This is a genomic window from Fructobacillus fructosus KCTC 3544 (assembly GCF_001438695.1).
Classification (GTDB): Bacteria; Bacillota; Bacilli; order Lactobacillales; family Lactobacillaceae; genus Fructobacillus; species Fructobacillus fructosus.
In genome coordinates this window covers 1,522-27,803 of sequence record NZ_JQBH01000015.1, presented here as the reverse complement: position 1 = coordinate 27,803, position 26,282 = coordinate 1,522, and the positions used below count along the sequence as shown (strand labels likewise).

General features: G+C 46.1%; 22 protein-coding genes, 1 pseudogene and 1 riboswitch. Of the genes and pseudogenes, 8 read left to right on the top strand and 15 right to left on the bottom strand.

Going from position 1 to position 26,282, the window contains the following annotated elements; genetic code table 11:
• Window positions 1-1,138: 1,138 nt before the first annotated feature.
• Complete coding sequence (locus IV71_RS06965; protein WP_029489923.1) at window positions 1,139-2,275, bottom strand: THUMP domain-containing class I SAM-dependent RNA methyltransferase; 1,137 nt, start codon at window positions 2,273-2,275, stop codon at window positions 1,139-1,141.
• Here IV71_RS06965 and IV71_RS06960 point away from each other — a divergent pair.
• Window positions 2,253-2,600, top strand: a complete 348-nt coding sequence (locus tag IV71_RS06960) for a hypothetical protein (RefSeq protein ID WP_010691864.1) — start codon at window positions 2,253-2,255, stop codon at window positions 2,598-2,600. The two genes, IV71_RS06965 and IV71_RS06960, sit on opposite strands and share 23 nt — an antisense overlap.
• Window positions 2,601-2,602: 2 nt before the next feature.
• On the opposite strand, the gene IV71_RS06955 is transcribed toward IV71_RS06960, so the two are convergent.
• The 5 genes from IV71_RS06955 to IV71_RS06935 all read right to left on the bottom strand — a co-directional run bounded on the left by IV71_RS06955 (window position 2,603) and on the right by IV71_RS06935 (window position 9,006).
• The gene (locus IV71_RS06955; RefSeq protein WP_010691862.1) at window positions 2,603-3,304 is read right to left on the bottom strand and encodes a DnaD domain protein; all 702 of its coding nucleotides are present in this window, start codon (window positions 3,302-3,304) and stop codon (window positions 2,603-2,605) included.
• Window positions 3,305-3,368: 64 nt separating this feature from the next.
• Window positions 3,369-4,679 (bottom strand): asparagine--tRNA ligase, encoded by a 1,311-nt coding sequence (asnS, locus tag IV71_RS06950; RefSeq protein WP_029489921.1) that lies wholly within the window; start codon window positions 4,677-4,679, stop codon window positions 3,369-3,371.
• A 64-nt stretch (window positions 4,680-4,743) separates the two neighbouring features.
• A complete protein-coding gene (locus IV71_RS06945; protein WP_010691859.1) occupies window positions 4,744-5,931 on the bottom strand; it encodes a pyridoxal phosphate-dependent aminotransferase in 1,188 nt (395 codons plus the stop codon).
• Window positions 5,932-5,938: 7 nt separating this feature from the next.
• Window positions 5,939-6,463, bottom strand: coding sequence for a hypothetical protein (locus IV71_RS06940; RefSeq protein ID WP_010691857.1), 525 nt, complete (start codon window positions 6,461-6,463; stop codon window positions 5,939-5,941).
• A 125-nt stretch (window positions 6,464-6,588) separates the two neighbouring features.
• Window positions 6,589-9,006 (bottom strand): exonuclease domain-containing protein, encoded by a 2,418-nt coding sequence (locus IV71_RS06935; protein WP_010691855.1) that lies wholly within the window; start codon window positions 9,004-9,006, stop codon window positions 6,589-6,591.
• Window positions 9,007-9,164: 158 nt separating this feature from the next.
• On the opposite strand from IV71_RS06935, the gene mvk reads away from it, so the two are divergent.
• Genes mvk through fni form a run of 4 tightly spaced genes read left to right on the top strand, consistent with a single transcriptional unit; the run spans window position 9,165 to window position 13,187 of the window.
• On the top strand, window positions 9,165-10,094 hold the full coding sequence (gene mvk / locus IV71_RS06930) for a mevalonate kinase (protein ID WP_010691843.1): 930 nt from the start codon (window positions 9,165-9,167) through the stop codon (window positions 10,092-10,094).
• A gap of 46 nt (window positions 10,095-10,140) precedes the next feature.
• A complete protein-coding gene (mvaD, locus tag IV71_RS06925; protein WP_010691841.1) occupies window positions 10,141-11,100 on the top strand; it encodes a diphosphomevalonate decarboxylase in 960 nt (319 codons plus the stop codon).
• Complete coding sequence (locus IV71_RS06920) at window positions 11,093-12,133, top strand: mevalonate kinase family protein (RefSeq protein ID WP_010691840.1); 1,041 nt, start codon at window positions 11,093-11,095, stop codon at window positions 12,131-12,133. The genes mvaD and IV71_RS06920 overlap by 8 nt, the downstream gene beginning before the upstream one ends.
• 10 nt (window positions 12,134-12,143) lie before the next feature.
• Window positions 12,144-13,187: a type 2 isopentenyl-diphosphate Delta-isomerase gene (gene fni / locus IV71_RS06915; protein ID WP_420889351.1), complete on the top strand. Its 1,044-nt coding sequence runs from the start codon at window positions 12,144-12,146 to the stop codon at window positions 13,185-13,187.
• A gap of 49 nt (window positions 13,188-13,236) precedes the next feature.
• Here the strand turns inward: fni and IV71_RS06910 are convergent, their stop codons facing one another.
• From IV71_RS06910 to guaB, 5 genes and pseudogenes are all read right to left on the bottom strand, one after another.
• Window positions 13,237-14,163: an aldo/keto reductase gene (locus IV71_RS06910; protein ID WP_010690496.1), complete on the bottom strand. Its 927-nt coding sequence runs from the start codon at window positions 14,161-14,163 to the stop codon at window positions 13,237-13,239.
• Between the two features lie 85 nt (window positions 14,164-14,248).
• Window positions 14,249-14,497, bottom strand: coding sequence for a hypothetical protein (locus IV71_RS06905; protein ID WP_010690495.1), 249 nt, complete (start codon window positions 14,495-14,497; stop codon window positions 14,249-14,251).
• Window positions 14,498-14,627: 130 nt separating this feature from the next.
• Window positions 14,628-16,169: a glutamine-hydrolyzing GMP synthase gene (guaA, locus tag IV71_RS06900; protein ID WP_010690494.1), complete on the bottom strand. Its 1,542-nt coding sequence runs from the start codon at window positions 16,167-16,169 to the stop codon at window positions 14,628-14,630.
• A gap of 2 nt (window positions 16,170-16,171) precedes the next feature.
• Window positions 16,172-17,179: an IMP dehydrogenase gene (locus tag IV71_RS08380; protein WP_234781180.1), complete on the bottom strand. Its 1,008-nt coding sequence runs from the start codon at window positions 17,177-17,179 to the stop codon at window positions 16,172-16,174.
• Window positions 17,156-18,202: pseudogene (gene guaB / locus IV71_RS08375) on the bottom strand (IMP dehydrogenase); the annotation flags it as partial. The gene IV71_RS08380 and the pseudogene guaB, both read right to left, overlap by 24 nt.
• Before the next feature lie 79 nt (window positions 18,203-18,281).
• A riboswitch (purine riboswitch) is annotated at window positions 18,282-18,378 on the bottom strand.
• Window positions 18,379-18,512: 134 nt separating this feature from the next.
• On the opposite strand from guaB, the gene IV71_RS06890 reads away from it, so the two are divergent.
• Window positions 18,513-19,022, top strand: coding sequence for a GNAT family N-acetyltransferase (locus tag IV71_RS06890; RefSeq protein ID WP_010690491.1), 510 nt, complete (start codon window positions 18,513-18,515; stop codon window positions 19,020-19,022).
• 36 nt (window positions 19,023-19,058) lie between these two features.
• On the opposite strand, the gene IV71_RS06885 is transcribed toward IV71_RS06890, so the two are convergent.
• From IV71_RS06885 to leuS, 3 genes are all read right to left on the bottom strand, one after another.
• Entirely contained in the window at window positions 19,059-20,054 is a 996-nt protein-coding gene (locus tag IV71_RS06885; protein ID WP_010690490.1) for a YitT family protein, read from the bottom strand.
• Window positions 20,055-20,186: 132 nt separating this feature from the next.
• The gene (locus IV71_RS06880) at window positions 20,187-22,295 is read right to left on the bottom strand and encodes a putative polysaccharide biosynthesis protein (protein ID WP_010690489.1); all 2,109 of its coding nucleotides are present in this window, start codon (window positions 22,293-22,295) and stop codon (window positions 20,187-20,189) included.
• A gap of 66 nt (window positions 22,296-22,361) precedes the next feature.
• Complete coding sequence (leuS, locus tag IV71_RS06875) at window positions 22,362-24,794, bottom strand: leucine--tRNA ligase (RefSeq protein ID WP_056995054.1); 2,433 nt, start codon at window positions 24,792-24,794, stop codon at window positions 22,362-22,364.
• Between the two features lie 307 nt (window positions 24,795-25,101).
• On the opposite strand from leuS, the gene IV71_RS06870 reads away from it, so the two are divergent.
• Together IV71_RS06870 and IV71_RS08470 are read left to right on the top strand one after the other, a co-directional pair.
• Window positions 25,102-25,635, top strand: a complete 534-nt coding sequence (locus tag IV71_RS06870) for a hypothetical protein (RefSeq protein WP_010690487.1) — start codon at window positions 25,102-25,104, stop codon at window positions 25,633-25,635.
• A gap of 69 nt (window positions 25,636-25,704) precedes the next feature.
• The gene (locus tag IV71_RS08470; RefSeq protein ID WP_010690486.1) at window positions 25,705-25,836 is read left to right on the top strand and encodes a hypothetical protein; all 132 of its coding nucleotides are present in this window, start codon (window positions 25,705-25,707) and stop codon (window positions 25,834-25,836) included.
• A gap of 67 nt (window positions 25,837-25,903) precedes the next feature.
• Here IV71_RS08470 and IV71_RS08325 read toward each other — a convergent pair.
• A partial coding sequence (locus IV71_RS08325) for a hypothetical protein (RefSeq protein ID WP_201783626.1) occupies window positions 25,904-26,282 on the bottom strand: 379 nt, incomplete at its 5' end.

Sequence of the window (26,282 nt, the reverse complement as noted above, 5' to 3'; positions counted from 1 at the left end):
AATTTAGGCTATGCTATGCAAGTGATCGCAAACTGAATCTAGCGACGTCGATCGTATACAATTGGTTGAAAGATGGTATTTAAATTTTTCACTAACGGACTGACCACATCAAAATGTCTACCAACGTCGTATATAAAGAAAGTCGTGGATCTTCAAGTTTGAACAATCAATCGAAAATTGACCGGATAAAGTCAACCAGTGAATAGAGTTTGGCCTTTGGGAGGTCAATACTATTTTATTAAATCGGGTCAATCTAAGACGTATGTCGTTACTTTTTTGGAGCAAAAAAACATATTTATTGGGCAATTAAGATATCAATTCGATCCAAAGAGGCGCTGAATATGGCCTTCAAGCACTTCATGAAATCATTTGCTAGCGCCGTTAAAATGTTTACTGTTGATTCAAATTGGTTCATGAAACGTTGGCAGGCGCAATTCATGGCGTCCTTCCTTCGGTTAGGAGCTTTAATGGCCCATATATTCGACTCTGCTGTTCAACCAGAGTAACCAAACAGATCTTGTCTTGACCACGGCTAGAAAGAACGGTCTCAACTTCCCAAAGACCAAATTCTTGGCGTTGATTAACTTTATTTGGTCGATTTTCAATGGGTTGTTCACCCCTAAAGGTACCGCGAGTTTCATTCTTTCGTCGTTGGAAAACATTTCGATGCGGCAAACTTGTCAGGAGAAAATCAATGCGGCCATTATTCAGCTAATCGTCCATTGTTGAAGTCGCTAATTTTAATTGATGGGCAACCATTTCCGATAACCAAGTGAGGGACAAATACGCTTCAAACAAAGATTTTTGTGAGCAAGACAAGGTTGTTTTTCAACCATATTTATTGCACTTATTGGTCGGCATCTTGCTGGGCCAAAAAAGCGACGTATGGTTGTACACGTTGAAACTCATAATGAATGTTGATTTCGAAAAGTCTAGCATATCGGCTATTTTCTGCAAGGAGTACCCAAAATTTTTCAAAGTTTTGATGGCAGCAAAGTCATACGATGTTAAAATTGAATAGCTCACAAAATTCTCCTCATAGTTTGCCTAGCAACTACCATGAGGAGAATTCTTTGGATTTTTGTTTTTGAATTGTCGTTCGAATTAATTATAAAATTTGCCAAAAACATTGAATAATTTATTTTTTTATTGACTTGGCCCAATACTGGAAATAATCGACACGTAACTGCCCATTATAAAGTTTACGTTTCTTCGTCGCCTTCTGACCATAGACTTTTTCAAAAGACATATCTGAGGTCAAAATGTACTTTGACCAATAAACTAGTGGTCGATAAAGGATGCCCATTGTTTTATAAAGAACCTCCGCAGCATCGAGTTCGCCCAATCGCTCTCCGTATGGTGGGTTCGCGACCAGGACGCCTTGCTCACTTTCTGGATGCCAATCAGCCAAATCCATGGCTTCAAACGTAATATCTTGCGATAGACCCGCGTGCTTGGCGTTTTCTTGGGCAATTCGCACCATTCGAGGATCAATATCGTAACCGTGAATGTCCAATACGGTATCGTAATCGGCTTTGTCTTCTGCTTCATCGCGAATGGTGTCGGACAAGTCAGCGTCAAACCAGTCCATCTTTTCGATTGCAAAAGTCCGGGTTAGACCAGGAGCCAAGTTCCGACCAATTAAGGCAGCCTCAATGGCAATTGTCCCCGAGCCACACGTTGGATCAACAAAGGGCAAGTCCTTCCGCCAATTCGTTAATAAGACCAAAGCTGCTGCAAAATTTTCTTTCAAGGGAGCGGCTCCCTTTTCAACACGATAACCACGTTTAAAGAGCGAGGGACCAGTGGTGTCTAAGGTCAACATCACTTTGTCCTTTGCAATCATCACTTCCAGTTGGGAAAAAAAACCATTTTCAGGCAGGCGCGTCCGAACATGATAAGCCTCTTGCAGTTTTTCAACAATGGCTTTTTTGGTAATAGATTGCACATCAGGAACCGAGTGCAGGATTGACTTTTGGGAACGACCAGCCACCGGGAATTCAGTATCGTAGTTCAAGTAATCCTCAACGGGCAGTGCTTTAATTCCCTGAAAGAGTTCTTCAAAAGTACGAGCCTCAAAAGAACCAATCACGATTTTTACACGGTCGGCCGTTCGCAACCAAAGGTTGGCACGCATGATGTCAGCCTGTGTTCCTTCAAAAAAAACCCGGTAATTATCGATACGAACATCGTACCCCATGTTTTTTAATTCTTGGCCAACTACTGATTCCAAACCAGCAGCAACCGTTACCATGATTGTGTATTTCTTTTCCATTTTTTTCCTTTATAATGTAGCTATTATGAATGTTTTTGACTTTTTTTCTCTCACAACTTATTGCGATTCTAAGACGCTGCTTTACGGGCAAATTGATGAAAAACGTCAGGATATCCAACCCATCACGGCCCTACGTTTTTTGGACGATGATAGTCAGGTTGGCCTTGTCCTCAGCAAAACCGGGCGCCCGCTCTCACTGGAACAAGTCCAAACCAGACTTTCCCAAGTTGGGGACAGAGCCAACCTATTTACTGTTTTAAACGAGCAGCCCACCCCTGTTTTGGGTTTCCACCAGGACGAGAATGGCAAAATCGTTGTTAAATAGTCTTACAAATCATCAAATTTAAAGATTGGAACCGACGGCTGTTTCTTTTCAGATTGGTTGCCCTTCGCCTTGGAAGATTGACCAGCATCGTACACCACACCACGACGGCGTTCCTTAGCAATTTGAACCGCCTGAGGCGACGTTAAGTTGGCTTTCTTCCAATTAATCAGAATACTCTCAATGTAGCGCAGCGAACGGGCGTTATTGGCAATCGCTTCTTGAATGGCAAGAATCATCATGTTCGGATCAAAATGTTCAATCTCAAACCATTGATTCACCGTTTGGAGCTCCATCGGGGAAAGTTGGCGGCCAAACTCTCCCTGCAAGGTCCGAACAACTTGTCGGCGGCTTTGTTGGCCAGTTGAGATAACTTGGTTATCCTGATTAACCTGCTTGCCATTGAGTAACTTATTGAAAAGCGGACTAAAATCAAAGTATTCCTGTCGATTGCCCAAATTTTGGACCGTCACCAAATCCTGTTGAACAAAACGTTGAATTCGTTTTGAAACGGCTTGTTCCGTTACCCGCATGGTTTTGGCCAGGGCAGCTAATGTTGCTTGATCCCCTTGACTTTGCAAGTGATGAATTTGCATGTAAATCACCAAGTCATCATTATCCATGCCAATATCACGGTAATGAGCCAATAGGTAGTTATAAACCGTGGTTTGCCCGGCGTTAATTAAGGTTTTGACGTTCTCTTCCATCGTACATCCCTTCATTTTTGTAGAAAAGCGCCCAAGTCGAACTTGGGCGCTTTTTAAGGCTGCATTAAGGACGCAAACGGTGCGTCATCCGTGGGAATGGAATGGCTTCACGGATGTGCTCTTCGCCCGTGACAAAGGTCACCATTCGTTCCAAACCAAGTCCAAAACCAGAATGAGGAACAGAACCGTACTTGCGCAAATCCAAGTACCAGCTATATTCTTCTAGTCCAAGACCATTTTCTTCGATCCGTTGCTTCAAATAATCGTAGTCCGTATCACGCTCGGAACCACCAATAATCTCACCGTACCCTTCTGGTGCCAAAAGGTCGGCTGAAATCACGACATCCTCACGATCGGGGTGTCGCTTCATGTAGAAGGCTTTGATTGCCTTCGGGAAGTTCATGATAAAGACGGGCTTTGAAAAATGGTTAGCCAAGAAAGTCTCTTCGGGCGAACCAAAGTCAACGCCCCATTCGACGTCGAAGCCGTTGTCCTGCAAAAGTGTAATGGCGTCATCATATGAAACACGTGGAAATGGCAATTGCGTATAAGAACGCAAAAGTTCCTTATCGCGACCCAGCATGTCTAATTCTTGATCGTTTTGTTCAAGAACTTTTTCAATCAAGAAAGCCACATAACGTTCTTGTAGTGCCATGGATGCGTCTTGATCATAGAAAGCCATTTCCGGCTCAATCATCCAGAATTCAGTCAAGTGCCGACGAGTCTTTGACTTTTCGGCACGGAAAGCTGGTCCAAAGGTGAAGACCTTTGAAAAGGCCATCGCCCCAGCTTCGGCATAGAGCTGTCCAGTTTGTGACAGGTAGGCATCTTGACCAAAGTAATCGGTTTCAAACAATTCCGTCGTTCCCTCAGGAGCCGACCCCGTCAACAAAGGCGCATCCAACTTAATGAACCCTTCCTTATTGAAAAACTCATAGGTCGCAGCAATTAGTGTGTTTCGAATCTTCAGGGTTGCGTACGGCTTCAAATGACGAAGGTACAGATGACGTTCATCAAAAAGGAATTCAGTACCGTGTTCCTTTGGCGTGATTGGATAGTCGTGGGACTCACCGATGATGTCAATGTGATCGACTTTCATTTCGTAACCAAAAGCCGAACGAGCATCCTCATGAATCACGCCGTATACATACATCGACGTTTCTTGCTTCAACTCTTTGGCGGTTTCAAACACTTCTTCAGAGACGTCTGCTTTCGCAACAACCCCTTGGAAGAAGCCGGAACCATCACGAAGTTGTAGAAAAACCATCTTTCCGGAACCACGCTTTTGGCGTAACCAGGTCCCGATTTTTACTCGTTGCCCAACGTAGTCGGGCGCATCTTTGATTTGAATTATCGGCATCGTTTGCTCTGTCATTTTCTTGTGAGGGCAAGCCCCTCCTCCTTCGATATTATTCCAGCCAAGCATGGCTTTTCAGTGACTATTCTTGGATAAAACGCTTAATTCGTGCAATGGCCTCATCAATCGAGGCTTGGTTCTGTGCATAAGAAAGCCGCAGGTAACCGGGCATACCGAATCCTTCACCGGCCGGAAGCGCGACTTTTTCAACATCGAGTAACTTTTCAGCGAAAGCAGCCGAAGAACTAAGCCCAATTCGGTCAAGAACGGCCTTATCGATTTTGATAAAGAAATAAAACGCCCCTTCAGGCTTTGCGGCAAGCGTCAGGCCATCGATGGCCTCCAGTTGATCATAGGTCCAGTTGAGCCTCTCTTGGAAAGTCAAGCGGATGGCCTCAACGACCCCTTGATCCCCGGTGACGGCCGCTTCAGCAGCTGCCTGAGCAGCAGCCGTTGGCCCGGACGTCATGTGCCCAAGCACCTTGTTCAACTGCTTAATGAGGGTTTCATCAGCAAGTGCCCAGCCAATTCGCCAACCGGTCATGGAGTAGGATTTGGAAACTCCGTCGACGACGATTAACTTTGAATTCGACAGTTCTCTCAAGGACAACACTGAAGTAAAGGTTGCCCCGTTATATACCAAGCGACCATAAATTTCATCAACAATCAAGAAAACATCATGTTTCTCAGCCCACTCCAACAAAGCGAGCAGTTCTTCCTTGCGGTATAAAAGACCGGAGGGATTTGTTGGATTGTTCAAAATAATAAGTTTAGGAAGCCGGTCAAGTTCCTCTAAGGCTTCAACCGTTAACTTTCCGCTTTGCGCATCACCAATCGCTTGGAACTCACCTTCTGCAAGGTGAACCTGCTCTGCGTATGAAACCCAGAAAGGCTTGGCAGACACAACTAAATCGCCAGGGTTAATTAGAATCTGGTTCAGTGCATAAAGAGCCATCTTAGCCCCCGTTGCGACGGTGACCTGATTAACATTCAGCGATTGACCAGTCAGTTCTTTGGTTAGTTGCGTAATACCAGTTCGAAGGCCCAACGTCCCTCCAACAGGTGTGTAAAAGGAGGTTTTCCCTGACCGGATTGCTTTGATAGCCGCTTCAGCGATTGGTTCTGGGGTCTCAAAGTCAGGTTCCCCCATCCCAAGGTTAATCACCGCTTCACCAGCTGCTTTTAGCTCTTTCGCTTTCTTGGAAACGGCTAACGTAGCCGAAGGCAGAACAGCTTGTGAGCGTTTCGAAAATTCACTGTCTGATAACATATTCCCTCTAAATTCCATTGACGGCACGGTAGACCGTTCCGTTTTGATAGTCCAATGTTAGGTAATTTAAGCTACCATTCTTAGACTGATACGAAATTTCCCAGACCAACGTGCTCTGATATTCGGAAAGGTTAGCCGAGTAAATACGCTTAGCAGCGTACTGATCTTGCAACTTATTTTTCAAGGACTTTTTGGAAAGTCCCTTTCCATAATCAAAAACCTTCACCTGGCCGTTCTTGCCATGCATTACGGCAACTTTTTGCTTACCATCTTGTGTCCCCAACACGGCGTAGGTCGTACCATTCCGGTAGTCAACTGTTAAATCATGTAGGTTGGTTAACGATGTTTTATCTTTCACTACCCGTTGAACAGTGCTTTCAGCTTTTGCCATTGGCCGTAAAGCCATGTAAGCATAAAAGCCAAAGGCAGCGGCCAGCAGGATAAGAGCGGCAAGAATCACTGCCACGAACTTTGACCAAGAAAACCGCTTTGGCCGGGTCATCTGAACCAGAAAATTGTCATGTCTTTCCATGCAAACCTCTTTAAAATCGCTCTACTGTTAAATATTATAGCAAAAAAGCCCCATATAAGCCGGAAAATCTAAGTAAATTTCAACTATTTTTTCAAAGAAAAAAGACGATTTTTACGTCTTTTTACTTATTTTTTTCGTAGTAACGATACCTTTGCTACCCGACGCCCACCGTTTAATACGTGTAAGTGGTTCGCCACGGTTTGTTCCTGCTTTTGACTCAACGAAGCGATTAACAACGACTGAGCATTCTTCATCATGGCCGTCACTAGGAGAAGGAGGTCTTCTTGACTGAGCCAACGATTAGCTCGAGGCAAAACAACCACTTCTGGCAGTGGCAAACTTTGCTCATAGAGTTCCTTTAGAAAAGCCGGTGTTGCCACAAGGATTGATTGTTCTTCACCCGAAGCCTGCCAGGCAGCCTTTTTCAAGGGAGCTGACAAGTCTTGACCGTAAACCATGTAATCATCGCCGTACTTATTAGAAAGCTTGTAATACCAATGCTTCGAGGCTGAAAAGTCATCGACCACGAAAAGAAAGTGTTTTCGATTGGATTCAAAAAGTGCTTGAATCTGCTTATCTTCATTTCGTTCAGCGGATAGTACCGCTTTTAGTTGGTGTGTTGGCGCATCATACGACGCATCGTCATCAAAATCACTTGTTTTTATACCAGCTGGAAGTGTCGCTAAGAACTGGCGCAATTCACTAGGGTAAAAGGCCGATACCGTTACCAACTGGCTCAGTAGCTTGACAAAATACTTCTGGTAAAGGAGTGATTCATCGACTTCGAAAGTCAGGCTTTGCTGAGCCCGTTCGTCATCAATTGTCCAATAGGTCTTCTTGACGCATTCTTGATGGGCAGCTAGCCAAGCCAGTTTACTGCGCTTTTCCAAAAGATCTTCGACCCGTAATCGACAGTGAAAATCGACTTTTTTTGCCAGGTCAAGAATGGTAATGAGCCGATCTAAAATGGCCTTAGACGCCTTCAAAGCCTCTTTTTCGCTCAAATTTTGATCAATCTTTTGACATGCAACCGACCAGTTGTGCAAATTAACCTGCCAAACACCCCTTTTCTTGGCTGGCAGCTGTGCCGCTTGGTCTGCTAAACGAGCGACCTGGTCTTGGTAATAACCAAGCGTCAGAGTTAGTCCCTGACTCTCCTGAATGGCCTGCTGCAATCCAATCGGTTTCTCCAGAATAACGGCGGGCCTTTCTTTGCGCTGCTGGTCATCATTGATGGCCTTACCATAAGAAAAGAACGTTTGGTAAGGAGCCAAAAGGATATCTGCTTGCTTGGCCTCCGCATAAGCCTGACGGAACACTGCCGATTCTTCATCAGCAGCCACCTGTAGTAAATCGGGATGCGAACGAATGCCCCGGGGTAACTCAGCAAAAGCCGCTGTCGGACTCTCTGATAACCAAACCAGGACTTGAGCCTGCCAAAGCATCCCCCCCTTTTCCTTTGCCTTCTTGATGGCTGAACGAAATTTTTGTTCATCCAAGTAGTCAGATGGTTGGTAAAGGGAAGCAAACCGAATGCCGACCGCTGGTAAATGGTCGGTTAATGATGCTAATAACTGCTTCTGATGATGAATTAAGGACAAATCATCAGTTAATAGCCACTTTGTCTTTCTCTTCTTAGTGAAAAGCAATGGTAAAAGATAGGCCAGCGTTTTCTTCAATTGCGGTTCAGTCTGCATAATGGCCAGCTCATGCTGGTTCCCATTGATGAGGCGGAAAACCCGATTCATAAAGTTATTCCGTTGCTCATCAATTTCAAGGTCGGGGCCAAACAAGCGCTTCTTTTCTTCAACCGTTTGGGGATAAGGCAAGACATTGCCCTTTGTCCCCACTGTTTTTTTCTCAGGCTGACGACGCCCTGCCTGCATGCTTTCTCGTACGCGAGCAACCAGTTGCCTTTTCTCAAAAGCCCCCCGGGACTTGGCTGCCATTTTTAGAAAGTCTTGGCTTTGTCGAATCAGTCCCCAATCAACAGAAAGCATCGTTCGCTTCGTCTTTTCAGGCAGACTTTGCGCTTTTTGCCATAGCGCTAACATAAGGTAGGCCGTGGCTTCGGCATCAGCGTTGGCTCGGTGTGCCTGAGTCAATGGCAAATCCAGGTAAGTAGTTAAATCCGACAGACGGTACCCAGGAGCCGTTGGGAAAAGAATTTGGGCCAATTGAACGGTGTCGATGGCCTGTAAGTCCAACTCCGGTAACCCAACACGCGCAAATTCTGCGTTCAAATAGGGCAAATCGAAGTTAACATTGTGGGCCACAAAAACCTGTCCCTGCAGCAGCGCCTGTAGGGATGGTGCTAGTTCTTCAAAGAATGGCGCGTCCTGCACGTCCGAAGGACTAATGTGGGTAAGCTGTTGAATCTTTCGGTCAATCGGTTGCGCTGGATTCACAAAAGAGTCAAAGTGTTCCACGATTTTTTTGTTTTTTACGAAAGTCATGCCAATTTGAATAATTCGGCCACCATTCTCTACGGAAGGTGACGTTGTCTCTAAATCGACAATAACAAAGGCGGCTGATTCTTTCATCAGGTCTCCTTTCACTTGTGATTTTATGCTCCCCACCTCTATAGATATCACGTAATTTAATCCATTTTATCTAAAATGACAAAAAGCACTTTCCGTTGTCATTTTACACTACTTAGGGCGGTGCGGTACAATATGTTTAATTATTGGAGTCTTTACATATGAAAAAAAATCAAATTGGAACTGGAAAAGCACATGCCAAGGCCATTCTCATTGGCGACCACGCCGTTGTTTACAACCAACCCGCCGTGGCCATTCCCCTTCTCGATTTAGTTGTTAGCGCCAGCTTTCAACACTTGGAAAAAGGGCAAACCATTATCTTAACTGGCCGGGCACACGAACTATCAGAATTAGGCGCCGACTTGGAAGGAATCCGTCAGTTAATCGTTGCCCTCTTGAAGGATGACGACAAAGCCGATACCGGTTTCTTGCTGGAAATCGAATCAAACATTCCACAAGAACGGGGATTTGGTGCCTCAGCTGCATTAGCAACCGCTATCACGAGAGCCTTTTTCAAATGGCAAGATAAACCGTTATCGAACAAAACACTGGCCCACTATACTTCGTTAGCTGAAAACATTTCGCATGGTTCCCCCTCGGGTATTGATGCGGCAACCGTTTCATCTGAAGAACCGGTTTGGTTCAAGGACCGGATCAATACGACTTTTGAAACAACGCTTGATGCCATACTGGTCCTGGCTGATACGGGTGTGCGGGGGCAAACCGTCCGAGCAGTTAACATTGTAAAGGAACAACTAAAACAACACTATGATGATAGTTGGGGAGCTATCCAACATCTGGGGGAGCTGGCCTACGGGGTCAAAAAAGCGCTCCAAGAAAACGATGCCATCGCCCTCGGACAGCTTTTTACATCTGCCCACCATGACTTACAGGCCTTGCAGGTTTCCCATCCCAAACTCGATCAACTCGTTGCTGCCGCTATCGACGCAGGGGCACTCGGTGCCAAGTTGACCGGATCCGGCATCGGCGGAGCCATGATCGCCCTTGTCGAAACGGATGAAGATGCCGAAAAAGTCGTGCTGGCACTCAAAAAAGCAGGTGCCCAAGAGACCTGGATTCAACCACTCTAAATTTTTCCTAACATAATACGTCATGAACTGACCAAAGGAGTTTTCCATGACCCAACAAGCAGGGGCAACGGCTGTCGCCCACACCAACATTGCCTTAATTAAATATTGGGGAAAGGCCGACCCCGTTTTGAACCTTCCCACCACATCGTCGCTTTCACTCACGTTGAAGGAATACTACACCAAGACACAGGTGGAAGAAGCTGACGTTGATTCGCTACTCATCAACGAGCTCCCTCAGGATGCAAAGCGCGTCCATGAATTTCTGAATATTTTACGAGAGGAAGTTCAAGATTTTCCACCACTTCGTGTCATTTCAACGAATAAAGTCCCCATTTCGGCCGGACTTGCCTCGTCTGCTTCTTCGTTTGCAGCCCTAACGGCAGCTGTTGCCAAGTTCAACAACTGGCAACTTTCACTCGAAGATTTGTCACGCTTGGCTCGACGGGGCTCAGGATCGGCGACTCGTTCTTTTTTCCCCGACTTTGCCATCTGGGAAAAAGGTCACGATGACACCAGTTCGTATGCAACGCATTTTGATACGCCCGATATGCCGATTGCATTGGTTGTTTGCAAGATTTCTGGTCTTGTTAAGAAGGTTTCGTCAACTGAAGGCATGCGGCGCGCCCAAACATCGCCCAATTATGCTGCCTGGGTTGAGGAATCTGCTCGTCAATTAGTTGATATGGAGGATGCGTTGAAAAAAGCCGATATCAAACGGGTTGGTGACATTGCGGAGGCAAATTCATTAGGGATGCATAACCTAAACTTAACGGCTAAGGATCAGCGTTTTACTTATTTCAATGCTCAAACCATGCAAATTTTAGACGAAGTGAAGGCCCTTCGTCAGGCCGGTTACACCGCTTACGCCACGATGGATGCCGGTCCAAACGTCAAGATTATCACGACTTTGAACGAAGCCAATGCAATAAAAGAATCCCTCGCTAAGCGTTTCCTCAAGATTCAGTTTGATATTGCGACTCCGGGTCCAGGTATTTCTTATGAATAAACATGAACGGATTCACGCACCGGGCAAGCTCTTTTTAGCTGGTGAGTACGCTGTCACAGTCCCAGGTCAACCAGCCCTCATCACCGTCATTAATCGGGGCATTACCATCGATTTTACCGTTTCAAAGTCAACGGCAAAAGGACAGATAACGTTTTCTTCGTCCGAATACCAATCGACTTTTCAGACGGATTGGGCAACAGTTTCTAACTATAATCGTCAATCCCTGCAGACTGGGTCTTGGACTTTTATTAAGGCAGCGTTAGCTGTTTTTAAGCAAGCACACCCTTCCCTTGATTTTGGAACACTGCCAAACGTCGAGCTAGACATCAGTTCGACGATGAAAAACAGTACCGGTAAGTTAGGACTTGGTTCATCAGCCGCAGTCACGGTGGCAATCGTGAAAGCCATGCACACTGCTTTCTTAACAACGGTCGACCCGCTGGCAGTCTTCAAAGAAGCCGCCTTTGCCCACTACCTGGTTCAGGGTTCAGGTTCTCTTGGTGATATTGCAGCCTCTGCCTTTGCCGCGCCCATCTACTATCAGTCGCCAGCCTGGATGGCCTTAGAGAAAGAATGGCTGCTCACAGACTTTACCAGCCTTGATTGGCAACATCTGAAGATTGAAAAAATTAACTGGCCAAGCGGTTGGTCTTTTGCAATTATTGTCAGTTCGGAGCCCGCCTCAACCAGAAAAGCACTGGCTAACCATAACGATTTAAAGGGACTGTTGGAACCATCAAGAAAGGCGGTACAATCCGCCTTTCATTCCTTGCAAGAACAGGATTATGCGGCCTTTCGTCTAGCGCTCGCACAAAACCAAACCGCCCTAATCCAACAGCTACCTGAGGGTTACCAAACGACCAAACTCGCTGCTTTTCTTCACATTATTGAACGACTCAATATTGCAGGAAAAATTTCAGGAGCTGGTTTCGGTGACAACGGCTTTGTCGTTGGAAATGACCAACACTCCCTCTTCCCCGTTCGAACGGCGATTCGTTTAGCGGGCCTCCATCTTATTGAATCAGATAACTAGAAAGACATTGATCATGAACCACGCCCAATCAAATCGAAAAAATGAGCACCTCTCCCTAGCAACCAAGTTTTGGCGTGAGGAGAAGAACCCAGTCATCGGGCCAACCTTTGATGATGTGCGTTGGGTACCAGGCCCTCTAAATAATCAATCCGTTGCGACGGTGGACCACTTCGTTGAACTATTCGGTCAGCACTTTGACTGGCCTTTTTATATTGAAGCCATGACGGGCGGTTCGGCTTCAACGATGCGTGTCAACGCTGATTTAGCAACCGTTGCTTCGAAAAAGAACTTGGCCATGGCCGTTGGTTCACAATCAGTGGCACTAAAAGATGCTGCCCAAGCCGCTTCCTTTCAGATTGTTCGTGAGAAACATCCAGATGGTTTCTTATTTGCCAATTTAGGTGCCGATCATCCCATTGAGAACGTGCGTGCAGCCGTGAACATGATTGAAGCCAACGCCATTGAGATCCATGTCAATTTGGCACAAGAACTCGCCATGGCTGAGGGTGATCGGCGCTTTTACTGGCTTGATAATTTAGCATCAGTTATCGCCAAATCACCAGTGCCCGTCATTATTAAAGAAGTCGGTTTTGGAATGGGACCTGATTTAATTAAACAGTTAGCAGCTTTAAAGCCCGCAGCCATTAACATTGGCGGTGCTAACGGAACATCCTTTGCTAAAATTGAACAGGCACGCGACCGTCAAAATGAGAATCCCATCGATTTTTCTGCCTTTGGACTGTCAACGGTCGAATCACTTTTGGCTGCTGAAAAAAGCGAAACAAAAACGCCAATAATTGCAACGGGCGGGATTCAATCGGCAAAAAATATCACCACTTCACTCATGCTTGGCGCTTCCTTAGCATCATCGGCTGGCTATTTCCTAAAAACGTTAATGGCCGATGGTCCAGCAGGATTGGAAGCAGAAATCAGTCTTTGGCAGCAACAACTGCCCCTCTACATGACACTTCTTGGTGCCCAAAGGGTTGAAAACTTAGTTCAAGCAAAACGTCTCTACTCCCCTAATTTAACAAACAGTTTAAAACAATTATAAAAAAGCCTGCAGAAAATATTCTGCAGGCTTTTTTTAGTAACGCTTCACTTTAATAGACAACTTCTTTGTTAAGATACTCATCAGTATCATCCCAGTACGAGACAGAATCCTTCACACCGGTCTCTTCTGAGCCCTTGTGCCAAGCAAAATCCTCGTGCCAAATTGAATGCTTTTCCTTATTCATTCCTTGAATTTGCGCCATTTCCTCATCCGTTAAGGTAAAGTCATCAATTTGTGCATTGGCCACAATGCGCTCTTCGTGAGCTGACTTTGGAATGGTAATGGCTCCCCTCTGATAATCAAAACGAAGAATCGTCTGAGCAGTGGTTTTGCCATGCTTGTCAGCGATTGCCTTAATCGTTGCATCGTTTAAGGCTTCACCACCACCGAGTGGTCCCCAAGCTTCCATTGCAATGCCAAGTCCATTCATCTTGTTAAAGAGGTGCTTTTCTTGGACCAGTGGGTTAAATTCCATTTGGTTAACTTGTGGCATCAACCGGTTCAAGTTTTGAATGTCTTGCAAATTGGCTTCATCAAAGTTTGAAACACCAATTGCGCGTACCTTGCCTTCATGATAGAGCTTTTCAAGGGCAGTCCAAGTGTCCAAGTACTTACCTTCCACAGGCCAGTGAATGAGCAACAGGTCAACGTACGTTAGGCGAAGACGCTTCAACTGCTCATCAAAGTTTTGCAGGGTAGATAGGTAACCCTGATCACCATTAAAGATCTTCGTTGTGACGAACAAATCCTTACGGTTCAAGTGGTTATCGACCAAGGCTTTTTGAATACCGTAACCGACACCCGCTTCGTTTCCGTACTGCTTTGCGGTATCAATCATACGATAACCATGTTTGATTGCCGCCTGAACTGATTCTGCGGCTTCCTTGTTGGAAGACTTCCAGACACCGAGACCAAAGACCGGCATCTCAACACCGTTTGCCAAAGTCGTCCGTTCTTGCAAAATTGTTTCTGCCATGAATTGCCTCCTTTATTTCTTCACCACCATTGTAGAACACTGGGCCCTCTTTTTTCAAACCCAATTTAGAAAAAGTCTCGGCATTTTAACCTTTGCCACCATTGTTCTGGTCGCCATCAGCCTTGGCGACTTTTTCACTTTCGGACTTTTCTTGCGCAGCCTTATCCTTCGTATTTGACTGAGAAGCGGGTTGATTAACCCTCACTTCTGAGTGAACTTGGGCGCTCTGCTGTCCGAGAACAAAGGCACCGACCACGACGACAACCAGGGCAATAAACAGCCCAACAATATAATACTGGCGCTTTCTTGAAAAATGTTCTTTTAGAAATTGCATGAGCAAACCCTCCTATAAGATTAGAATAGTCCTAAAGGACGTATCGGTCAACCCTTGCACTAGTTAGAAAAGCAAAAAAGCACAGACAACTGTCTGTGCTTTTTATTATTTAGTTCAGAATATGATGATTCTATTCCCACTCGACCGTTGCAGGTGGCTTAGCCGTAATGTCGTAGACGACGCGGTTGATGTGGTCCACTTCGTTTACGATACGTGAGGAAACCTTTTGCAAAAGGTCCCATGGCAGACGGGCAAAGTCGGCCGTCATGCCATCGATTGATGTAATGGCACGAATGGCAATCGTGTACTCGTAAGTACGGAAATCACCCATGACCCCAACGGACTTGTTGTTTGTTAGGACCGTAAAGTACTGCCAAACATCGTTTTCAAGACCAGCCTTCGCAATTTCATCACGAAGAATCCAGTCGGATTCACGGACGATTTCTAGGCGATCTTCAGTGATGGCCCCCATCACACGAATACCCAAACCAGGGCCTGGGAATGGCTGACGCCAAACGAGTTCGTGGTCCATGTTGAGCTGCTCCCCAAGTTCACGAACTTCGTCCTTGAAGAGCGTGTTCAGCGGTTCAATCAACTTGAATTGCATGTCTTCTGGCAAGCCACCCACGTTGTGGTGGGACTTGATTGTCTGGGCCGTGTCCGTTCCAGACTCGATGACGTCGGTGTAAAGCGTTCCCTGGGCTAGGTAATCGATGCCCTTCAACTTGGTTGCTTCATCGTTGAACACTTCGATAAACTCATTACCGATAATCTTACGCTTTTGTTCAGGATCTGTCACGCCATCAAGCTTGGACAAGAAGCGGTCCTGAGCGTCTACCTTGATAATGTTCAAACCGAACTTACCACCAAGCATGTGCATCACTTGGTCAGCTTCGTTTTTACGAAGCAAGCCATGGTCAACAAAGATACAAGTTAACTGGTCGCCAATGGCTTTTTGCAACAAAACACCAACAACGGAGGAGTCAACACCACCTGAGAGACCAAGGAGGACTTTCTTATCGCCCACTTCGGCACGAATCTTTTCAATTTGTTCATCAATGAATTTGGCCATTGACCAAGTTGGCTTGGCCCCAGACACATCCATCACGAAGTTTTTAATAATTTCCTTACCATGCTCTGACAAAGTCGTTTCCGAATGGAATTGGACCCCGTAAATACCGGCTTCATCGTTGGCAATCGCAGCAATCGGCGTTTTTTCTGAGGCAGCAGCCACCTTGAATCCATCTGGCAACTTCGTCACGTTGTCTGAATGAGACATCAAAACGATTTGCTTTTCGGGCGTGCCGGCAAAAAGCTTGGATGGTGCGGTCAAAGTAATTTCGGTCTGACCGAATTCCCCGTTTCCGGGGTTCGCTTCGACTTTACCACCCAGGTGCCAGGCAATTAACTGCATTCCGTAACAGACACCAAGGATTGGAATCCCTAATTCAAAAATTTCGGGATCGATGGTAAAGGCGTCATCATCATAAACGGACTTAGGACCACCCGAAAGGATAATCCCCTTTGGATTGTATTCCTTGATTTCCTCAACCGTCATCTTATTAGACTTCAGTTCAGAATAAACACCGAGTTCACGAACACGGCGAGTAATGAGTTGGTTGTACTGAGAACCGTAGTCCAGCACTAAGATTTTGTCATTTGAAATGGCCATCGTTACTTTCTTTCCTGTTCAACGTAGTTCGGTGCTTTTTTCGTAATTTCAACATCGTGAGGGTGTGATTCTTTCAATCCATTGTCCGTAATTTGAACAAACTGAGCGTCTGCCTTCAATTCCGAAACATCATGAGAACCGGTATAACCCATTCCAGCTCGCAAACCACCATCAATCTGGAAGATGGCGTCGGCTGGCACTTCTTCTTTTACCAAATAGTCAGAAACCATCACGGCATCCGCACCCGCAGCAATGGCTTTCACGACGTCACCCGAGTAGTGAATACCACCTTGAGCAATAACCGCTGTCTTTGTATCAGCCAAAACTTCGGCCAAAGTCATGACCGTCGTCAAGAATGGGAAGTGAGCATCATCAGGCCAAACTGAATCGTTTGCTCGACCAGCGATGATGCCGTCTGCACCGGCTTCGGCCATCTTCTTAGCAATCGCTGGGTCCTCAACAGCCCCAACAATCAGTGTTTTACCAGCAAGTAGCTTCTTAGCCGTTTTAATATCAACCAACACGGATTCATCAAACGCTTCTGGCAAATACAAGACAACGGCATCGGCATCACTATCTGCCAAAGCAGAGATGCGGTCAATGTGATCCCCTGCCAACCAAACTTCAGCCGCCAAGTTCTTCACTTCTTTATTAGCCCGGATATCTTCGATAGCAGCAATTTGGTCACTAACAAATTCCATGGCAGTGACAATACCCAAACCACCGGATTGACTCATGGCCGTTGCTACTTCAACGACTTTGTTATCCGTCAAGTCACTGGCCAACAGTGGATTCGTTAAATTCATTTGGCCAATTGTTGTATCAAGGTTAACCTTGTGTGGCAAAACATTCGAGGCAGCTGGTACCAACAACGTCTCATCATAACCGAGACCATGATGCTTAAGATCCGCAGCGCCCTTGACGAGCGCTTCTTGATAATCATAAGTTTTCGTTGTTTTATAAATGGATGATGCATGGGCAATGGCTTCTTGAACGGTATGAGCCCCCATCTTAGCAAAGCCGGCTACCAAGTGACTCAAAATTGGTTGCAAGACGTCCTTGAGTTCTCCCTTGTAGGCAACTCGAGCCTCGATCCCTTCTGGCACCATCTTCTTCGCTTCGTTCACTTCTCCTTGGAAGTAGCGATCTTTCGAACCATTTTCCATGGCTGCGATTGAACCCATACCACGGTAGAACTTGAACTGCTGGCCATTTTCCTCAAAGACCTCACCCGGCGTTTCCTTAGTACCAGAAAACATCGAACCGAGCATAACGGCATTACCACCCATTGTGATGGCTTTCAAAATATCGTCTGGCGTTTTTGCACCACCATCAGCGATAATTGTCTTACCACGCCGCTTTGCTTCCTTGGCAGCATCGCGAATGGCCGATAACTGTGGTACTCCGATTCCGGCCACCACACGTGTGGTACAAATTGAACCAGGTCCGATTCCGATTTTAACAACGTCGGCTCCAGCATCGTAAAGAGCAGCAGCACCGGATTCCGTTGCAATGTTACCAGCAATAATGTTCAACTTTGGAAAGGCGGCGCGAACCTCAGAAACCTTCCGCAAAACACCCTCAGAGTGTCCATGAGCAGAATCCAAAATAATGGCATCGACACCAGCATCAACCATGGCCTTTGCACGGTCAACCGTATCGTTCGTCACTCCAACAGCACCCGCTACTAACAGGCGCCCCTTGTCATCAACGGCAGCCGACGGTGTCTTCGTTAAATCAACCGGTGTCTGCTTCACTTTAGCCACTTCTTCGGCCTGTGCCGCAATTGTCATGTTCTTATGGATGACGCCAAGGCCACCAAATTGCGCGATGGCAACGGCAAACTTTGCCTCAGTCACTGTATCCATGGCTGCAGACAAAAGCGGGATGTTCAGCTTCAACGAATCGGTCAAAGCAGTTTGCAGTGACACTTCATCGGGCTGAATCGCCTGGGAATTGTCATCAGACATTGCCATGTCATCAAAAGTCAGGCCCATTGGCACAAACTTATCTTTAATTTGAAATGCTGCCATGATTCTCCTTCATTATTTTACGGTTTTCGCAAAAAAAGGCACACTGCAAACCTTGCTCCAGATCCGCAGAATGCCACTCAAAAAGCGTACATTCACGGATAGTCACGACTTTTGGGGCGCGGTAGAGACTGCTGGCCATTTTCCAGCGATATATCTGTAAAATTTCTTAATTTATTTCCTTAATTATACAAAATAAGGGGCTCTTACGCAAGCTGGCCTCCTTCCCTAAAAAGACAAACCCCTTGCCTTTATTCTCATTTTGTTTTAATATTCTAGTAACCCATCACTTTGTGTCCAATGGAGATCATTCATGATTGAATTCACCACAAAAGTAGGAAGAGTCCAAGTGCTCCCCATCCAAACAAAATATGCGGCGGCCATTTACCAAAAAATTGCTGAAGGCCGAGAGGAAATTGGCCGTTTTTTGCCCTGGGCAAAGGGATTGACCCTTCGCGATGAGAAGGATTTCCTGTATCAGGAAAAAAATCGGACTTACCGAAAACATCCCCTTGTTTTTACCATGACTGTCAATAGCCAGCCGGTTGGTATGATTGATTTACACGAACTTGACGAACAGAAAAAAACAGCCGAGCTTGGCTACTGGCTCGCCGTCGATTACCAACGACAGGGAATTACCAGTCAAGCAACAAAGAGTATCCTTCATTACGCATACAAAACGCTGGGTCTAGAAAAAGTTCGGGTCTGTATTCACCCAAAGAACGTTGCCAGTCAGCGAGTGGCGACCCATAATCACTTTCAAGTAATCGGACAGAAAAAAGAGCTAACCTGCTTTGAACATCCAGGCCCTTCCTTTCTGTAAATAAAAATAAAAGAGACGCTCTTAAAAGCGTCTCTTTTATTTTTGATCTTCATTTTGTTGTCGTTGTTCTTTCAGCTGAGCAAGCTGTTCTTCTAGCTGTTGCTCCGCTTCAAGCTGAGCATCGATTGTCACAGCCTTTGGCCCCATGGACTTCTTCATTTGGAGCTGTCGGTCAGCATCCCAGAATTCACCGGCAACCGAAACCGTTGACAGCAGGTCAATGAAAGCACCTGGATCAACCGAACGGACGGCTTCCTGCATTTCGAATAATTCAAAACGCGAAATGACCATCATCAACGTTGTTGACTCACGCTTTGTGTAGGCCCCGGATGACGGGAAAATCGTAATCCCACGAATCAAGTCGCGGTGAAGCACATCAATGACTTCTTCGCCCTTTGACGTCACAATCATGGCCGTCAGCTTTTGATAACCCGTGTAAAGGGTATCAACGACCTGACCCGTTGCGTAAATACCAATGAGTGTATACATGGCATTCTGCCAACCAATAAAGAAACCGGCAATCAGCACGATAATCCCGTTCGCCACGTTCATAAAGGCACCGATGGCCTTCCCCGTTCGTTTCTGCACGATTAACGAAATAATATCAAAGCCACCCGTTGAAAAGCCGTAACGCATCGCAACTCCGATTGAAGCACCAACTAGCAAACCACCGAATAACGAGGCCAAAAGTGGTTGCGTTGTGAAGGGTTCAGCCGGCACGACAATCAACATAATCGAAACGACCACGGCATTCAAAAACGAGAGAATGGTGAACTTACCACCAATCATTTTAAAGCCGACAATTCCAATTGGAATGTTAAAAAGTAAGAAAAACACACCAGTTTGAATGTGCCAATGCAGGAATTGGGCAGACGACAAAGACATCAACTGGGAAATACCATTTAACCCAACGGAAAAGATGTTATTTGGAATTAAAAAGTAATTCAGTCCCGCCACCTGTAGAGCAACAGAAAGGAAGAAAAAGACGACGGTTAAGGCGATTTTACGCCATTTCTTTCTTTGGTTTGCCATGAAAAGCCCCCTGTTTCGCGTTTTGTTTACTTTTTCCATCATATCATAGAATCACCCATCTCATAAGGGGACAGGGCTTAATTTAATTCAAAATAAAAAGCCCGGTTTAAGTAAACCGGACTCATGATTAGATTAATTGACTTTCCCACGATTAAGTACTTGGCGAAGCAGGCCAAAGCGCTTATAGAGGAAAAGCAGAACAACCGCCCCGACACCGACGGATAGGAAAGTCGCGAGGCCAGCGCCCAACTTCGAACTATCCCCAAGGAGAAAATGAACAGAAAACTTTCCCGTTAGGTAGGCGATCAGCGCCATGACACCAGAAGAAAGGTAAGCTAACAGGAGCGTTTTGTTCATCTTGGCAAACGATAGGTCATAGGCCTTAAAGAGATAGAACAACATCTGGTAGAGCGACCAACCAAGACCGAGTCCTGTGGCAATTAACGCACCCATTCCTTGGAAGAGGTAAATCAGTGGTATTTGGGTCACCAGCTTAATTAACAATCCGTAGCCAAAGGCCCGCATGACGACTTTTCCTTGGGACAGCGCTTGTAAGACAAAGGCTAATAACATGAAAAGAGCCATGACGATTGTTAGCAAGGCTGAAAACTGGAGTAAATAAATACCCGCTTCTGCGGTATCATCAATCGGATAGAAGAATTTATAAAGAACATCGGCGATGGCATACATCCCCAAAGCCGATGGCAACAACACCAAGGCAGTTAGCTGAAGCGTGGCCATTAGTTGTTGTTTCAAACCAGCCAAATCCCCCGCTGCCTTCTTTGCTGCCAAGATGGGTAATGCCGTTGCGGCAATGGAAGTGGCAAAGGAGATGACAATCATGACCAACTTGTTGGGGTTGGCGGAAAACAAAGCAAACTGCACCTGTAGATTATCCCCTGAGCTGTGGAAAAAGGCTTTCATCAAAGGGAAAAACGAGTACTGATCCACAGCCAAGAAAAGATTAGTGGAAGCACCAATGATCACGAAAGGCCATGATTCCTTCAAAATGGATAACACCATTGATTGGGCTTTATCAGGGGTAAAGAGTGAGAAGAATCCTCTACCGGACTTCTTTTCACGATGGTAAACGAGACTACCGGTGAGTGGCTTTCGAGGATGAATCAACTTCTTATAACGCACCCAACCATATGCTAAGACAGCAATGGCAAACAGTGCCCCAACAAAGGCCGCAAAAGTCGCCTGAACGACCGCTCCCGTCCAATTACTGCCATCATGACTCAGCACGACCCAGGTTGCTACCAGCAGATAGATGATTCGTCCCACCTGCTCCACGATTTCAGAAAGAGCCGAGATGTGCATCACCTGGTGCCCTTGGAAGACACCACGCACCATCGACATCGCTGGAAAAACGAGGACGGCTGGCGCGAGTGAATGCAAGACAGGAACAACGTTTGGGTTACCATTTGAAAGGACGGGTGCCGCTACGTAGAGTAATACGGCAAAGCAAATTCCCAGTAAAGTACCAATCTGCAGGGATTGCTTTGTTAGCGACCACAAGCCATCGTCATCTTCTTTGGCAATCAACTGCGCCATGACTTTGGAAATTGCGGAAGGGAACCCAAACGTCGCCACGGACAAGAGAATCCCGTATATATTGTAACCCTGTGAAAAAAGAGCGTTCGCTTGGTTGGCAGCCGCCCCAAACATGGCTAACCAAGGCAAAATAAAGGCTGCACCGAGCAAACGTGACACAATGTTTCCCAGTGATAACCAGAATGAGCCACGAACCAAGGCCTGGTTGTCATTCTTGGCTTTTGTTGCCGGTTGTCCAACTGACTCTGATTCGCTTTCCGTGTTTAAACCTTCGGCGACCGTTTGCTGGATAGCAGCGGAATCAGAAGACGTCTGCCCGAATGATTTCAGTGATTGGTCAGCCAAATCATCTGTTTCGCTTTCGGCTGCCATTTCGTGATGGTTTTTTTCGAACCAGCCTTTGGCTCGATCCCCCTCTTTCTCCAGCAATGCTTTATCATCTTGAAAGGAATCACCAAGAAAGGAGGATTTCTTTTTTGGATTTTTGTTAGACAAAAATCCTTTAAAAAATCCCTTCTGTTCTTCAGATTTTCTTTTACTTAAGGCTTTTTTAGCTCGTTCTTGCCGTCTTGGTCCCAAATTTTCTTCCAACTTTGCCAAGAGCTCTTCAGCAGTTAACGACTGATCGTCCTGAGTGTTGTTATTCATCTGTTTGAAAACATCCTTGTGATCTTTTTGAGTCATTATAACCCAGATACTCCTTTAATATGTACCCCGAAGAAACGATTCCTCGGGTTATGGCTAATTGACTTACTTAGCCACAATGTTAACAAACTTGCCAGGAATGGCAATGACTTTCTTGATAGACAAACCATCCAAGTACTTCTGTACCTTTTCGTCAGCCTTCGCAGCTGCTTCCATTTCTTCCTTGGATGCATCAACTGGCATTACCTGCTTCGAACGCACCTTACCGTTAACCTGGAAAATGATTTCCTTTTGGTCATCGACCAGCGCCTTTTCATCATAAGTTGGCCAAGCAACAAAGGCAATGGATTCCGTTGAACCAGTCAACTTTGACCAGAGTTCCTCGGCCAAGTGTGGTGCAAACGGTGCGAGCAACTGAACGAACCCTTCCATGTAGGCAGCTGGACGTTGGTCTTGCTTATAAACTTCGTTAACGAAAACCATCAACTGTGAAATGGCAGTATTGAAGTGCAGATTCTCCAAATCATCCGTTACCTTCTTGACCGTTTCGTTGTAGACCTTTTCCAGTTCCTTTGATGTACCATCCGTTAACTTATCCGTCAGCGAACCATCTTCGTTGACGAGCATACGCCAAACTCGATCCAACCAACGACGAGAACCCGTCACTCCGTCTTCAGACCATGGCTTGTTTTGCGTCAATGGACCCATGAACATTTCGTAAATGCGAAGCGTGTCGGCCCCGTATTCGTTCACGATGTCATCCGGGTTCACAACGTTCCCCTTAGATTTGGACATCTTCTCGTGGTTACCACCAAGAATCATTCCTTGGTTGACCAACTTGTGGAACGGCTCCTTGTTTGGTACCAAGCCAAGATCGTACAAAACCTTGTTCCAGAAACGTGCGTAGAGCAAGTGCAACACGGCGTGTTCGGCCCCACCAACATAGAGGTCAACGTTTTGCCAATAATTCAAGGCCTTCTTGCCAGCCAAAGCATCTGGGTTCTTTGGATCCATATAACGCAAGAAGTACCAAGATGATCCGGCCCACTGTGGCATCGTGTTGGTCTCGCGACGGCCCTTCACGCCGTCTTCACGCGTCACTTCCAACCAATCCTTAGCGTTAGCCAATGGCGACTCACCAGTACCGGAAGGCTTCATCTCATCCTTAGTTAAACGAGGCAAGCGGAGTGGTAATTCGTCTTCTGGAACCAACGACATCGTGCCGTCTTCCCAATGAATAACTGGAATAGGTTCACCCCAGTAACGCTGGCGGGAGAAAATCCAATCACGAAGGCGGTAGTTGACTTTCTTAGCACCGGCATGGTGCTCTTCTAGCCAAGCAATCATCTTATCGATGGCTTCTTGCTTGTTCAAGCCGTCCAAGAAACCGGAGTTAATGTGAACCCCTTCGCCCGTGTAGGCTTCCTTGGTCACATCGCCACCTTCAATGACCGGCTTGATTGGCAAGTCAAACTTCGTGGCAAAGTCCCAGTCACGTTGGTCGTGTGCTGGCACACCCATGACCATTCCAGTTCCGTATGAAGCCAAAACGTAGTCGGCAATCCAGATTGGCAACTTGTCGCCATTAACTGGGTTAATGGCATAGGCACCAGTGAAGACACCGGACTTGTCCTTGTTCAAGTCCGTTCGTTCCAAATCGGACTTCAAAGCAATTTGCTTCTGGTAGGCCGTCACGGCTTCACATTGGTCAGCCGTGGTAATCTTGTCAACCAAGTCATGTTCAGGTGCCAAAACAATATAGGAAGCACCAAAGAGTGTATCGGCACGAGTTGAGAAGACCTCGATTTGGTCTTCTGGGTCGTTTTCGATGTCAAAGCGAACCGTAGCACCAACGGAACGGCCAATCCAGTTTCGTTGCTGTTCCTTGATGGCTTCTGGCCAATCCAAGTCGTCCAGGTCATCGATCAAGCGGTCGGCGTAGGCCGTAATCTTCAAGACCCACTGCTTCATTGGCTTGCGGTATACGGGGTAACCACCACGCTCCGTCTTGCCATCAATCACTTCTTCGTTGGCAACAACCAAACCACCGCCTGGAAAGTCGGGAGCCCAGTTCACCATCATTTCATCTTCGTAAGCCAAGCCCTTCTTGTAAAGCTGCTCAAAGATCCACTGTGACCACTTGTAGTATTCTGGATCGGTCGTGTTAATTTCACGGTCCCAGTCGTAAGAGAAGCCAAGTGATTGAATTTGGTTTTTAAAGGTCTGAATGTTTTCGTTGGTGAAGGTTGCGGGATCACGGCCTGTTTTCAAAGCGTACTGTTCGGCTGGCAAACCAAAGGCATCCCAACCCATTGGATGCAAAACGTTGAAGCCCTTAGCACGCTTGTAGCGGGCAACGATATCCGTTGCCGTATAACCTTCTGGGTGACCGACGTGCAAGCCCTGCCCAGATGGGTAAGGAAACATGTCCAAGACATAGTACTTGTCCTTAGAAGGGTCTTCAGTTGCCTTAAAAGTCTTATTGCCTTGCCAGTAATGTTGCCATTTCTTTTCAATATTTTGGTGATCGTATCCCATTTTATCTCCTCTTTTTCTAAATAAAAAAGCCCTACATCAGCCCAAAAAAGCTGACGTAGGGCGGTTGAAACCGCGGTCCCACCTACATTTTACCAAAGATTTCTTTGGCCTCAGCGCCTTAACGCGGCATGACGGATTGACTACTTCGGTTCACCAATCACGCTTTCAACCGAGTTCATAACGTTGGTTGGTAAGCTTTCAGCCCCGCTCACTTTCTGATGCTCCGTCGTTACTACTAGTGTTGAAAAGTACTATTATTATAACACAAGATTCGCTATACTATCAGTATAATTCCTGGAGGTTGCCAATGACTTTTTCAAACGAACGCTTCTTACAAAACTTTTTAGAAAATGAAGTACAGACGGACATGTTAGTCGTCGATGGGCATGCCGGTAATGGACAAAAAACCCGCTTTCTCGCCTCTCGCGTTGGTAAAAACGGCATGGTGCTTTCCTTCCACGATGACCGTGAAGCAGCCAATAAAACCGCCGCTTCCCTCTTTATGGCTGGTCTGCAAGAGCGAGCAACCATTGAAAACGGTGGTCTATCGGAAGAAGGACTCCAGAAAGAATTAGGGCGCTTAACCAAAGCCGATCTCATGATTTTGGACTACTCATCTTCTGAAACGGTCAACCATCATCAGATCAATGCTGACTGTGATTTTGCCTGGGAATTTTTAAAAGAAAGTGGGCAATTACTCGTTCTTATCAGTGCAAACGATGACTTTTCTACTGTGCGAAAAGTGATTCTGACTGACCTAGCCGACTGTGCTTCATCTGCCCTTTTTGCCGCAGACGATGGCTCAACCCTTATTTTTGAAAAGAAAGCAACCGAAGAATAGCATCTTTTATCTTGGCTTAACCATGCATGCGTTATACTAATAGCAAGCAAACGAAAAAGGAGTAAACGAATGGCACGAATTGTAAATCAAGAAGAGCACCTCAACAACCCCATGAAGGATTTCATCGTCCTTCCAAACCCCGCCTCTGATAAGGAAAAAGAAGAACGCGCTAAGGCCTTAGGCCAAATTAAAAAGAATTAAGCGACTATACACAAAAACAGCGACTCCATTAAATGGAATCGCTGTTTTTTTATTTTGTCATTCAGACTTACTTATCGGACTTTTTGAACCAAAAGGCCAAAGAAAGACTTGATAGCGTAGCAGCTGAGAACAAAGCAAGTGCCGCATTCTTATGTGATTGCTGTGCCGTTTCAGGCAATTCAGCTGCTGTTTCCTTCACATTGTCATGCTTAACTTCGTTTGGCAGATTGTCAGTTCCTGGCTTAACTGGTGTCGTTTCACCAGCTCCAGTATTTGGCAATGCCTCATTTTCCTTGTTATCAGCAAGCACAACAGTTGTTGCTGACTGACCATTATCAGTCGATTCAGGCTTTACTGTTGGCGCTGGTGCCGGCGTTGGATCAACTGGTGTTGGTGCTGGCGCCGGTGTTGGGTCAACTGGCGTTGGCGCTGGTGCCGGTGTTGGG